The following is an 11,119-nucleotide window of genomic DNA, read 5'->3' on the forward strand; positions in this document are numbered from 1 at the left end:
GCCGGTGGCCTCCCTCGCAACCTCCACGCGCGAACGGCCTCCGGGGTTCACTCCCGCGATCGGTCGGAACCTTCCCTGAACCTTCCCCACGGCTGGTGCGTGGAGGGTGAGAAGGCGCTCCCCATGCGGGGAGTCGAGGAACCCCGGGCCAGGGAGGCGCGTATGCCCGACTTCGCGATGGACTACGAGGAGCTCTACGCCATGCAGCGCGGCATGCACTCGCTCGCCGACCAGGCGGGCGACGGCGGCGGCAGCGGCAAGTTCGCGGAGATGGGGAACCGTTCCGCCTCCGAGAACACCGCGGTCTTCGGCTCCAGCTATCTGGCCACCCAGTTCGGCGTGTTCTTCCGGATGTCGAAGAGCCGCACCGAGAAGGCCACCGAGAAGCTGCGGCAGTTCGGCGACACCTTCGAGGGGGTGGCGACGGCGCTGTTCCAGCAGGACTCGGAGATCGCCGCGGGCGCGGCGGCCGCGTCGGCCAGGTCCGAGTTCAACCGCTGGCTGGACGAGAAGGAGCGGCACGACAACTGGGTCGAGGCCAACGAGACCTGGAACGAGTACCTGGAGAGCATCGGCGCCGCCGACTACTTCGACGAGCACCCGGACGCGGTGATGGGCGAGGTGTGCGCGGCGGACGACCGGCCGTCCTTCTGCGACCAGTGGGAGCAGGACCTCGACGACGGCAACGCGCCGCAGCAGCCGAGCCCCGAGGAACCGCCGGTCCCGGGCGAGAAGCCGCCGAGCATCATGGAGTTCACCAACGCGGACGGCTCCACGACCGAGGTCACGCTCGAGTACGACGACGAGACCTACGAGATCACGAGCGAGACGTCGGTCACCACCCTGCCGGACGGCGAGACGTTCACCCAGACCACCGAGTTCACCTACGACGACGACGGCAACGTCACGTCGGAGTCGGTGACCGTCAGCCTGCCGGACGACTCGGAGACCAAGACCGTCACGGACTACACGTACGACGAGAACGGCGAGGTCGTCACGGAGACCGCGACGACCACGCACGACGACGAGGAGACGACGTCGGTCACCGAGTACGAGGGTGAGCGGACTCCCGGCCTGCGCTACGACGACCGCGACTACACCGTCACCACCGAGGGCCCGGACGGCACCACGACCGTCGAGGAGATCACCATCAACGAGGACGGCTCGGGGACCCGCACCGTCACCGAGACCGACGAGGACGGCAACGAGACGACCACCACCTACACCCGTGAGGGCCCCGGGAACCGGTGGGTCGAGGACGACTGAGCGCCCTCTCGACGACTTCTCCGTAGCCAGCATCCGAACCAGCGACCGAGGGAGACCCGGCCATGCCCAACATCAGCATCACCTACCAGGACGTGGACAGCGCCGCCACGGCCATGCGCACCAGCAACGAGACGGTCATCCAGCCGGCCGCCGACGCGGCCAAGGCGGCGGTCGACGACGCGCTGGCGAACCACCTGATCATGCCGAACACCGGCGGCGTGCTCACCCAGAAGTACACCGAGTTCCACACCCAGTTGACCGAGCTGATCGCCAACATCTCCAACTTCGCCGACCAGTTCGTGGCGATCAAGGACGGCATGATCGACCTCGACGAGCAGATGGCGAACAACCTCAACAACCCGCCGGCGCAGTAACGGACCGCCGCGCCCCACCCCCACCCCCATCTCCATCCCCGAACGAAGGAGGCGACCATGGCGGACCTCTCCGCCGACTACGCGGGCATCCTCGACACCACGACGAAGCTCAGCACCCAGTGCGGCATCATCATCCCCGAGATCTACAGCCTGATGGCCGAGGTCAGCACGCTGCTGGACAACGGTCTCTACCTGGAGCAGGCCAGCCCGGCCCTGAAGACCGCTTACGAGGAGTTCAGCAGGTCGCTGCAGTCGGCGGCCGGCAACCTCCAGATATTCGCGAACATCTTCACCGGCATCAAGGAGAGCCTGCAGAACAACGACGCGGAGCTCTTCGCCTCCACGCTCTCCAGCCTGGACGGCGAGGGCGGCTACGAGGTCACGGCCGAGGACTTCACCACCACTCCCCCGGACCCGCCGGCGTGGAACGACGCCAACAACATCGGCGGCACGCCGGTCACCTGGAACGAGGACCGCACGCAGCTCACCGGTCACGGCAGCTGACGACCACCGCCGATGTGACGGCGGCCGGGCCCTACGCCGGGCTCGGCCGCCGCGTGCCGAGCTCCGCATGGGCGGGCGGGGCGCGGCATCGGCTGGACGCCGCCGTGATCAGGGCGCCGAACCGCCCCCGGGTGTCAGCCGCTTCGTGCTCGTCGTCAACGTGCACATGGCCGTAGGTGTTGAGCCTCTCGCCGACGTAGCAGGCCGCGCCGGGTGACGGCCATGGACCGGTGGACCATCGACGGGTGCCCGTGGTCGCCGCCCCCTGATCAGTTCTGGCCGGACGGCCATCGCCCGCACGCCGAGCCCGGCCGCGGCGCGCACCGTGTCCTCGGCGGCCCCTTGGCGCACGTCGCCCGAACCGCTCAGCTTGAGGCGCTGTCCCCCGAGTCCGACTGCCGAGCGGCGCGCAGGTGTTCCCGGGCCCACTCCTCGAAGGTGGTGAGCGGGATGCCGAGCTCCCGCGCGAACTCGGGGCGGGCCGGCTGGCCGGTCGCGTTCAGCCAGGCGCCCGAGGCGCCCATCCCCGGCATGCCGGCGGCGACGGCCTCGGCCTCAGTCAGGTCGGGCGCGGACAACTCCCGGTCCAGCACCCGGGAGAGCACCTCAGCGACCTCCGTCATCGACAGGTAGTCGCTCGCCAGCTCCAACTCGACCCCGTGGAACCGCTCCGGCGCCGTGAGGGCCGCGGCGGCCGCCGCGCCGATGTCCCGGGAGGCGACCAGCGACAGCCGGGTGTCGGGCTTCAGCAGGGTCACGATGCCGCCCTCGATCCCGCGCGGGAAGAGGTAGGCCATGGACGGCAGGAAGTTCTCCATGAAGAAGGCCGGCTTGAGGATCGTCCAGTGCGGGAAGCCGGCCTCGCGCACCCGGTCCTGGATCGCGCTCTTGGCGTCGAGGGACGGGGCCATGAAGTCCCAACGCCCTTCCGCCCAGCCGGGCACCGCGGTGTGCTGACCGGCGCCCGAGACGGAGGTGTGCACGAACTGCGGCACGCCGGCGGCCTTCGCGCCCTCGACGAGGTTGACGCCCTGGGCCACCTCCCCCTCGAAGTCGAAGCCGTCGCCGACGAACGCCGGCATCTGCACCGAGAACACGGCGCGGGCGCCCTCGGCGGCCCGGACCACGGAGTCGCGGTCGCGCAGGTCGCCGGTGACCAGTTCGGCGCCGAGCGCCTCGACGGCCCTGGCCCGGTCGGCGGCCGGGTCCCGGACCAGGGCGCGGACCGGAACGCCCGCCGCGAGCAGGGCCCGGGCGGTGGCCCCGCCCTGCCGGCCGGTGGCCCCGGTGACGAGTACGGGTGCGGGTGCGGGATCAGTGGACATGGCTACTCCTCGAATAAGTGGCGGGGCCCGCCGTTTCTACTCCGGTAAGATATGGCGGGCCCCGCCACTTAGCAAACCCGGAGGTGACCGCCATGCCCGCCCAGCGACGCGCGGACGCCCGGCGCAACCACGCGCGGATCCTCGCCGTGGCCGAGGCCGAGGTCGCCGAGCACGGCGCCGACGCCTCCCTGGAACAGATCGCCCGCACGGCGGGCGTCGGCTCCGCGACCGTGCGCCGCCACTTCCCCACCCGCCGCGCGCTGCTCGAGGCGGTCGCCCACACCCGGATCGAGGCGCTGTGCGCCCGCGCCCACGCCCTGGCAGACGCCGAGGACGCGCGGGCCGCGCTACTGGAATGGCTGGGCGAGGTCGTCGCCTACTGCGCGTCCGTCCGGGGCTTCGCCGCCGCGATCGCGCACGACGGCGCGGCGCCCGGCTCGGTGTACGAGAACAGCTGCACGACGGCGATCGAGACCGCCGGCACCCCCCTGCTACGCCGCGCCGCCCGCGCCGGCGCGGTGGCACCCGGCGTCACCCTCACCGACCTGATCACCCTGATCGTCGGCATCGCCCTGGCCACGGAACACCACCCCGACCCCGCCCCCGAGGCCACCCGCCTCTTCCACCTGGCGGTGGCGGGCCTGAGCCCGGGCTCCTGAGCACTCTCCGACATTTGTATAGGTCCGCATATAATAAACGGACCTATACAAATATGGAGCGTGCCATGGACAAGCCCTCCGAGATGTTCGACCGTGATTTCGAGTGGGCCGAGCTGACCCGGTTCGCCGCCCTGCCCGGCCCTCGGGCCACCCTGGGCGTCGTCTCCGGCCGCCGCCGCCAGGGCAAGACCTTCCTCCTCGACGCCCTGACCCGAGCCAGCGGCGGCTTCATGTTCACCGCCACCGAGAGCACCGAGACCGACGCCCTCCGAGAGTTCGGCGCGGCGCTCGCCCACTACCGCGACCAGCCCACGCCTTTCCGCTTCTCCCACTGGGACGAAGCCGTCACCGAGCTCATGCGCATCGCCGACCGCGGCGGCCCCACCACCGCGGTCATCGACGAGTTCCCCTTCCTAGCCAAGGCGTCCCCCGCGCTCCCCTCGATCATCCAGCGCGCCCTCGACCCCACCGCCCAGCGCGACAACACCCCCGTCCGGCTCCTGCTGTGCGGATCAGCCCTGTCCTTCATGGGCGGGCTGCTCGCCGGCAACGCCCCGCTCCGGGGCCGCGCCGGCCTCGAACTCGTCGTGCCCACCCTGGACTTCCGTCTCGCCGCCGACTTCTGGGAGATCACGGACCCGCGCACCGCGCTGCTCACCAACGCCGTCGTCGGCGGCACCCCCGCCTACCGCCGCGAGTTCACCCAGGGCGACACCCCCGCCGGGCCCGAGGACTTCGACGACTGGGTCGTCCGGGCCGTACTCAACCCGGCCCGTCCCCTCTTCCGCGAGGCCCGCTATCTGCTCGCCGAAGAGCCCGAGCTCCACGACACCGCGCTCTACCACTCCGTGCTGGCCGCCATCGCGGCGGGCAACTCCTCCCGAGGCGGGATCGCCGACCACCTCGGCCGCAAGTCCACGGACCTTGCCCACCCACTCAGCGTCCTCCAGGACGTCGGCCTGATCACCCACGAGGCCGACGCCTTCCGGCGCAACCGGGCCGCGTACCGCATCGCCGAACCGCTCGTCACCTTCTACCACGCCGTCATGCGCCCGGCCTGGGGCAACCTCGAACGCCCAGGCCGCGCCCCGACGATCTGGCGCCGCGCCCAACCCACGTTCCGCAGCAAGGTCGTCGGCCCGCACTTCGAGCAGGTCTGCCGCGAGTGGGCCCGCTGGCACGCGGCGACCGAAACCCACGGCGGGCAGGTCGCCGACGTCGCCAGCGGCCTCGTCAACGACCCGGCGGCCAGAACCAGCCATGAGGTCGACGTCGCGGTCCGCGGCGAGACCGACGACGGCCGCGGGGGACTCCTGGCCATCGGCGAGGCCAAGTGGAACGAGGCCATGGGAACGCGCCATCTGGAACGCCTCCGGCACATCCACGCCCTCCTCACCTCCCGCGGGATCGCGACTGAGACCACCCGCCTCCACTGCTACAGCGGAGCCGGGTTCAGCCCCGAGCTGCGCCGCCTCGCCGAGACCGACCCCCTGGTCGAGCTGATCGACCTGGACCGCCTGTACCACGGCGAGTGATGACTGTCCTCACCAGTGGTCGGGGGTCGGGATCGCCCGGCCGAAGTCGCCGGCGCGCAGGGCGTCGGTGGGTATCGACCAGTGCATCCAGCCGCCCTCGCCGCCGATGGACCACTCGTGGTGGTCGGAGAGTTGGAGCAGGTGGTGGTACCGGTTCGGATCCTCGCCCGCCGGCACGGTGGGGTAGGAGCCCGTCGGGAACACCGGCCGGCCGAAGGCCGTGTCGTCGGCGTGGAGCGCGCCTGGCTGTTCCGGCCAGTCACTGAGCGCGGTCCTGATGTCGTAGCTGTCCAGGTGCTCGGCCCCCGGGCTCCTGGCGAGGCTGTCCCAGGCCGGGTCGAAGGCGTCGGGCAGGGAGAACCCCGGCGAGGCCGCCCACGGAACCGGCTCGAAGACGCTCGACCGGGCCGGGGCCCTCGTCTCGACGGCGTGCGCGGCACGTGCCGCGATCACCCGGCCCACCCGCGGGTCGGTGCTTTGGTGGGCGAGCGCCACCTCGCAGGCGGCGGGGTCGCTCTGCTCCGAGTCGCCGTCGAGGACGAAGAAGTTGAGCAGGCCCGTCCCGGCCGGGAGCAGCTCGCCGAGCCAGGGCGCCAGCACGTCGGTGTCGAGGACGGCGAGCAGGCTCAGCGGGAAGCCGTCACAGGTCGGCCACGGCGTGCCCGGCTCCAGCAGCGCCCGGCCGCCGAACCGGCTACGCCCGGCGGCCTGGCCGGGCTCGGCCTCGGTGAGCTCGAACCCGGGCCGGGCCAGCCCCACGAAACGGGTGGCCACCTGCGGGCCGAGCCGGTCGGCGCAGAAGTCGCGCAGCGCGGTGAGGGTGATCTCGGGGTCCATCACGGCATTCAACACCCGTCTGAGGCAGACGGATGAGGCCGAACTTGCCCGGGCGTGCTGCTCATCCATGCGGCGTCCTCTCGTGATCAGGCTGTCGTCAGTCGAAGACCGTGACACCACCGTCCCAACTCCCACCGCTCCCGCGAGGCATTCGCGGCGTGGACGAGCACCGCTTCAACCGTCACGCGCAGTCGAGCGCCCCCGACTTCGCGGCCTTGATGAACGCTGTCCAGGCAGCGCAGGAGGTCTGAGTCGAGGGAATGGATCGGTCCTTGGTGTCCCGCACGGCGACCACGGCGATGTCGGAGACCACCGCGACCTCGACGCAGTTGCCATTACTCGCCGTGTAGCTGCTCGTACGCCACAGGGCGTTGCCAAAGGCAGCCGCACGCGACTCAGCCGACTTCGTCATCTCAGAGCTCGCTCTCGATTCGTTGGACCAGCTCAAGCGTAGCCTCGGGAGTAAAGGCCGCGGCACTCAGATTCCGGAACATCCTGTTGAGACGCCTCAGCACCGCTGGGTCGTCACGAAGGCTCGTCGTCGCGTCTGCCGCCTCGGTGAACGCTGCCTCGACGTCGCCGTTCTTCTCCGTGGCGAACAGGCTGAAGGCACCGGTACTGGCACCTTTCTCACCCGCTTCGAACGGGATGACACGGAGGTCCACATGCGGAAGTTCGGCGACCTCGGCCAGCTTGCGTAGCTGCGCCTTCATCACCGCCGGCCCACCGACCTGGAGACGCAGGGCCGCCTCGGTGATGACCACCTGCAAGTGCAGGGGATCCTTCTCCCGGAGACGTTCCTGCCGACGCATGCGGACCTCGACAAGACTCTCCACCTGGTCGGGGCCAAGGGCCACGTATCCGCCGGCCGTTACCGCGTTGGCATAGCCCTCGGTCTGGAGAAGGCCAGGAATGAGCAGGGTCTGGTGTTCGCTACACCGCGCTGCCTCAGCCTCATAGGCCAGGAACTCGCTGTAGTTGGCGCTGATCACGTCGTTGTACGTGTGCCACCACGGAGGCACACGTTGCCGCCCACGTCTCATCAGCTCGGCCAGGGCATCACGGAACTCGCCTTCCTCCACCTCGTAGAGCTCCATGAAGCCATCGAAGTCCTTCGGCGTGCAGGCGCGCTTCCCAAGCTCAATCCTGCTGACCTTCGAGTTGTGGCAGCCGAGTTCGGCTCCGACCTCCTCAGTCGTCAGCGCGGCACGGTCCCGCAGCTTGCGCAACTCGGCACCGAGCCGTCGCCGCGCGGTCAGCGGGCTGACGTTGGACACGACTGCCATGCGACCTCTCTCCTCTTGACCTTCCGGCTCCCCTGAGGTTAGCGACGTCCACCCAAAGCCACTGGATCACTCAGGAGAGGGCTTCTCGCAGAATTTTGGCAGATTGCCAGTCAGAGTATTGACGGACCGCCAGATGGACGGCCACCCTGTCCACGCGACACTGCGCGCATCGGTGGTGACCCTGGGTGTCCCTCCGTGGGCTCTCTTAGCGCGTGGTGCGGACTTGGAGGTACCCATGGCGGTTTCCGTACACAAGAACCAGACGCAGTCCACCCGGGCCTGGACCTTGACCGCGAACCCGCACGAGATACAGCGGTGGCGTCAGGCGGTGGCCGAGGCGTTGCGCCGGTGGGGAGCCTCGCGGGAGGCAATCGACCTCGCATGTCTGGGTGTCTCCGAGCTGTTGTCGAACGTGATCAAGCACGTCGATGACCCACGGTGCCGTCTCCGGGTCCGCCGGGTAGGCGAGCGGATCGTCGTCCAGCTCATCGACAGGTCGCCGACGCCTCCCTCCTTCGAAGCCCCGGACTGGGACTCCGAGTCGGGGCGAGGGCTGTGGATGCTGCGGGAGATGTGCGCGCAGTTCGGCTGGGAGAAGGTACCGAGTCAGCTCGGCGCGAAGTGCGTCTGGTTCTCCTGCGCGCTGACGAACAAGGTCGAGCGGTGAACTTCGAGGCCGAGCCGCCGTGACCTGGGACCGCCCCGACCGCCCCCACACCTGCCCGGGTGCGCCAACGGAAGAGCGAGCGCGCGCAAGACGCGTGGGATGTCGGTTCGAATCCGACACCGGGCACGTTCGCTCCGCGCCGGAGCCAAGCTTTCGTGGCTCGCGACGCGGATTCGGCGGACACAGCATCTTCGACACGAAGGAGAAAGCCATGAGTGCCACGACGCCGGAAACGTCGCCCCGGCCGATCCGTCCGTTCGGCTTGAGCACGGCCGTCCCCGTCACCGAGGTCGCGGACGATACCCCGGCCAGCCTCGGCCTCTGCCCCGAGCGGCAGATCACTGTCACCGAGGACGGCGTGCCCGCCGTCCACGAGCCCTCGATGAAGACCGCGTTCACGACGAAGTCGCAGACCCGCGAGGACATGCAGCTCGCGACGGACACCGAGAACGACACCGACAGGTAGCCGAGGGAGTGAGCTGAATGACGGTCCTGGTGCTGACCCGTTCCTCGATGGACGCGGTCGCCGACCTCGTCATCGACGAACTGAACCGGAGGTCGGTTCCCGTCCATCGAATGGACCCGGCCGACTTCCCCGAGTCGATGGCCATCACGGCGCGCATCGAGGCCGGCCGAACGGACTGGGACGGGACGTGCACGGCCGGCACCGGGACCTGTCCCTGCACGAGATCGAAGCCGTCTACTACCGTCGCCCCGGCCGCCACCGCATGCATCCGGGGCTGGGCGAGGGTGACGCGCGATGGGCCGGCGAGGAGGCTCGGGCCGGATTCCATGGCGTGTTGTCCACCCTGTGCAGCCTGTGGGTGAATCATCCGCGCCACAACGCGGCGGCCGAAGTCGCCCCCGCCGCCCTGGCTGCGGCAACTCGCTGCGGCCTCCCCGTCCCGTCCACCGTCATCACGAACGACCTCAATGAGGCACGGGAGTTCGTGAGCGCGCTGCCCGGTCGGGTCGCGGCCTACAAGCCGTTGGCCGCCGCCGGCCCGGTCTCACACAACGGCCGGGTCCAGGCGGTCTGGACGAGCCGCGTTCACGCAGACGACCTGACCGAGGACGTGGCCCGCACCGCCCACCTCTTCCAGCGGTGGATCGACAAGGCATACGAGGTACGACTCACGGCAGTCGGCAACCGGCACTTCGCCGCCGAGATCCACGCCGGATCGGCCGCGTCGCGCATCGACTTCCGGCGGGACTACGACTCCCTCACCTACCGACCGTGCGACGTCCCGAAGGGCATTGCCGAGGGCGTCGAACGTCTGATGGCCGCCTTCCATCTCCGCTACGCCGCCATGGACTTCCTCGTTGATCAGGACGGCGACTGGCACCTCGTAGACGTCAACCCCAACGGCCAGTACGGCTTCATCCCCGACCTCCGCGGCCCCATCACGCGCGCCCTCGCGGATCTGTTGGAAGGACCACACCGATGAGCACAGTGACGACATACCAGGAGGCCAGGAGCCGCCTGGTCAAAGCCCTGACTGACAACGGCGACCTCCGATCACCGGCGTGGCAGGCCGCCTTCGAGGCTGTCCCTCGCGAGACGTTCACGCCGAACTTCGACATCCGCGACGGCGAGATCAGACGGGCCTACGCCCCCGGGGACTCCGGCTATCTGGAGGCCGTCTACACCGACACCTCGCTCGTGACCCGCTGGGACGGCGCCGGCGTGGCCACGAGTTCTTCCACCATGCCCTCGCTCATGGCCCGCATGCTCGAAGCGCTCACCCTGCCCGATGACGCGAACATCCTGGAGATCGGCACGGGGACCGGCTACAACACCGCCCTGCTGTGCTGCCGACTCGGCGCGGACAACGTGACCAGCGTCGATGTCGAGCCCACCCTGACCGCCGTCGCCCGCGAACGGCTCGCGCAGCTCGGCTACCAGCCAACCGTCGTCACCGGCGACGGCATGGCCGGCTGTTCCGAACGCGCCCCGTACCACGCCATCCTGGCCACCTGCGGCGTTCGACGTATCCCCATCCCATGGTTGCGACAGCTCCGCCCCGGTGGCGTCGTCGTCACCAACATCGGGGCAGGGATCGTCCGTCTGGTCCGACACGAGGACGGCGGCGCGGAAGGCCGGTTCCTGCCGGAGACCGCCGCGTTCATGCTCGCCAGGTCCGGGCCGGAGCAGGACGCCGAGAACGGCGTGCATCACCTGGGCCTCGCCCTCGGCGAGGAGGGAGAAGCACTCACCGACACGATCCCCACCACGTCCGAGGACGCCGACCGGTTCTTCGCCGATCTCGTCCTGTCCGACTCCCTGGACCTGACCCTCCGCCAGCCGGAGGTGCTGGCGGTCACGCTCACCAGGGACGACGGGAGAACCCACCACTGCCTCATGGACCCGGCGACCCGCTCCTGGGCCCGGGTCACGCCGGTGGGTGGCGTGACCGTGTGCGTCGAGCACGGCGGGTCTCGGGACCTGTGGCGAGAGCGGGCTGACATCCTCAGCCACTGGATCAGGGCCGGGCGCCCCGGGCCCGCCGGGTATGGCCTGCGTGTCGCGGCGGACGGCCACCACACCCTCTGGCGAGACGGCGCGGAGGGCCGGGAGGCCTGGCGCCTCCCGGGCTGAGGGAGCAAACGGCACGGCCCGGCCGTGAGGGCCGGGCCGGCGCGCGGAGCGGAAAGGGTGGGCGGGT

The 11,119-nt window shown here is 70.1% G+C and carries 13 protein-coding genes and 1 tRNA gene; 10 read left to right on the forward strand and 4 right to left on the reverse strand.

Annotation, left to right across the window (positions count from 1 at the left end):
- The first annotated feature begins 162 nt into the window (after positions 1-162).
- From RNC47_RS19550 to RNC47_RS19560, 3 genes are all read left to right on the forward strand, one after another.
- Positions 163-1,266: a hypothetical protein gene (locus RNC47_RS19550; RefSeq protein ID WP_311600469.1), complete on the forward strand. Its 1,104-nt coding sequence runs from the start codon at positions 163-165 to the stop codon at positions 1,264-1,266.
- 62 nt (positions 1,267-1,328) lie between these two features.
- On the forward strand, positions 1,329-1,640 hold the full coding sequence (locus RNC47_RS19555) for a hypothetical protein (RefSeq protein WP_311600470.1): 312 nt from the start codon (positions 1,329-1,331) through the stop codon (positions 1,638-1,640).
- Between the two features lie 57 nt (positions 1,641-1,697).
- Positions 1,698-2,144, forward strand: coding sequence for a hypothetical protein (locus RNC47_RS19560; protein WP_132930532.1), 447 nt, complete (start codon positions 1,698-1,700; stop codon positions 2,142-2,144).
- Between the two features lie 365 nt (positions 2,145-2,509).
- Here RNC47_RS19560 and RNC47_RS19565 read toward each other — a convergent pair whose 3' ends face one another.
- On the reverse strand, positions 2,510-3,469 hold the full coding sequence (locus RNC47_RS19565) for an NmrA/HSCARG family protein (RefSeq protein ID WP_311600473.1): 960 nt from the start codon (positions 3,467-3,469) through the stop codon (positions 2,510-2,512).
- 92 nt (positions 3,470-3,561) lie between these two features.
- Between RNC47_RS19565 and RNC47_RS19570 the strand changes: the two genes are divergently transcribed.
- Together RNC47_RS19570 and RNC47_RS19575 are read left to right on the forward strand one after the other, a co-directional pair.
- Complete coding sequence (locus RNC47_RS19570; protein WP_311600474.1) at positions 3,562-4,128, forward strand: TetR/AcrR family transcriptional regulator; 567 nt, start codon at positions 3,562-3,564, stop codon at positions 4,126-4,128.
- Positions 4,129-4,193: 65 nt separating this feature from the next.
- Positions 4,194-5,663 carry an AAA family ATPase gene (locus tag RNC47_RS19575; RefSeq protein ID WP_311600475.1) on the forward strand — a complete coding sequence of 490 codons (1,470 nt, stop codon included), beginning with the start codon at positions 4,194-4,196 and terminating at the stop codon, positions 5,661-5,663.
- Positions 5,664-5,672: 9 nt separating this feature from the next.
- Here RNC47_RS19575 and RNC47_RS19580 read toward each other — a convergent pair whose 3' ends face one another.
- From RNC47_RS19580 to RNC47_RS19590, 3 genes are all read right to left on the reverse strand, one after another.
- On the reverse strand, positions 5,673-6,500 hold the full coding sequence (locus RNC47_RS19580; RefSeq protein WP_311600476.1) for a DUF1963 domain-containing protein: 828 nt from the start codon (positions 6,498-6,500) through the stop codon (positions 5,673-5,675).
- Positions 6,501-6,681: 181 nt separating this feature from the next.
- Complete coding sequence (locus tag RNC47_RS19585) at positions 6,682-6,912, reverse strand: DUF397 domain-containing protein (protein ID WP_311600477.1); 231 nt, start codon at positions 6,910-6,912, stop codon at positions 6,682-6,684.
- 1 nt (position 6,913) lies between these two features.
- Entirely contained in the window at positions 6,914-7,786 is an 873-nt protein-coding gene (locus tag RNC47_RS19590; protein WP_311600478.1) for a helix-turn-helix domain-containing protein, read from the reverse strand.
- Between the two features lie 235 nt (positions 7,787-8,021).
- Between RNC47_RS19590 and RNC47_RS19595 the strand changes: the two genes are divergently transcribed.
- The 5 genes from RNC47_RS19595 (at position 8,022) to RNC47_RS19615 (ending at position 11,052) form a co-directional block, all read left to right on the forward strand.
- A complete protein-coding gene (locus RNC47_RS19595) occupies positions 8,022-8,453 on the forward strand; it encodes an ATP-binding protein (protein ID WP_311600479.1) in 432 nt (143 codons plus the stop codon).
- Positions 8,454-8,506: 53 nt separating this feature from the next.
- Positions 8,507-8,579 (forward strand) — tRNA-Leu (locus tag RNC47_RS19600).
- A gap of 85 nt (positions 8,580-8,664) precedes the next feature.
- Positions 8,665-8,919: a putative ATP-grasp-modified RiPP gene (gene tgmA / locus RNC47_RS19605; protein WP_311600480.1), complete on the forward strand. Its 255-nt coding sequence runs from the start codon at positions 8,665-8,667 to the stop codon at positions 8,917-8,919.
- Between the two features lie 187 nt (positions 8,920-9,106).
- Complete coding sequence (locus RNC47_RS19610; RefSeq protein WP_311600481.1) at positions 9,107-9,901, forward strand: ATP-grasp ribosomal peptide maturase; 795 nt, start codon at positions 9,107-9,109, stop codon at positions 9,899-9,901.
- Positions 9,898-11,052, forward strand: coding sequence for a methyltransferase domain-containing protein (locus RNC47_RS19615; RefSeq protein WP_311600482.1), 1,155 nt, complete (start codon positions 9,898-9,900; stop codon positions 11,050-11,052). Before RNC47_RS19610 ends, RNC47_RS19615 begins: the two co-directional genes overlap by 4 nt.
- Positions 11,053-11,119: the final 67 nt, after the last annotated feature.

The organism is Streptomyces millisiae, assembly GCF_031845425.1.
Lineage (GTDB): Bacteria > Actinomycetota > Actinomycetes > Streptomycetales > Streptomycetaceae > Streptomyces > Streptomyces millisiae.

Coding starts and splice junctions, on each gene's coding strand:
- RNC47_RS19585 (WP_311600477.1), bottom strand. CDS start 6,912: ATGACGAAGTCGGCTGAGTCGCGTGCGGCTGCCTTTGGCAACGCCCTG.
- RNC47_RS19560 (WP_132930532.1), top strand. CDS start 1,698: ATGGCGGACCTCTCCGCCGACTACGCGGGCATCCTCGACACCACGACG.
- RNC47_RS19570 (WP_311600474.1), top strand. CDS start 3,562: ATGCCCGCCCAGCGACGCGCGGACGCCCGGCGCAACCACGCGCGGATC.
- RNC47_RS19565 (WP_311600473.1), bottom strand. CDS start 3,469: ATGTCCACTGATCCCGCACCCGCACCCGTACTCGTCACCGGGGCCACC.
- RNC47_RS19550 (WP_311600469.1), top strand. CDS start 163: ATGCCCGACTTCGCGATGGACTACGAGGAGCTCTACGCCATGCAGCGC.
- RNC47_RS19595 (WP_311600479.1), top strand. CDS start 8,022: ATGGCGGTTTCCGTACACAAGAACCAGACGCAGTCCACCCGGGCCTGG.
- RNC47_RS19575 (WP_311600475.1), top strand. CDS start 4,194: ATGGACAAGCCCTCCGAGATGTTCGACCGTGATTTCGAGTGGGCCGAG.
- tgmA (WP_311600480.1), top strand. CDS start 8,665: ATGAGTGCCACGACGCCGGAAACGTCGCCCCGGCCGATCCGTCCGTTC.
- RNC47_RS19580 (WP_311600476.1), bottom strand. CDS start 6,500: ATGGACCCCGAGATCACCCTCACCGCGCTGCGCGACTTCTGCGCCGAC.
- RNC47_RS19555 (WP_311600470.1), top strand. CDS start 1,329: ATGCCCAACATCAGCATCACCTACCAGGACGTGGACAGCGCCGCCACG.
- RNC47_RS19615 (WP_311600482.1), top strand. CDS start 9,898: ATGAGCACAGTGACGACATACCAGGAGGCCAGGAGCCGCCTGGTCAAA.
- RNC47_RS19590 (WP_311600478.1), bottom strand. CDS start 7,786: ATGGCAGTCGTGTCCAACGTCAGCCCGCTGACCGCGCGGCGACGGCTC.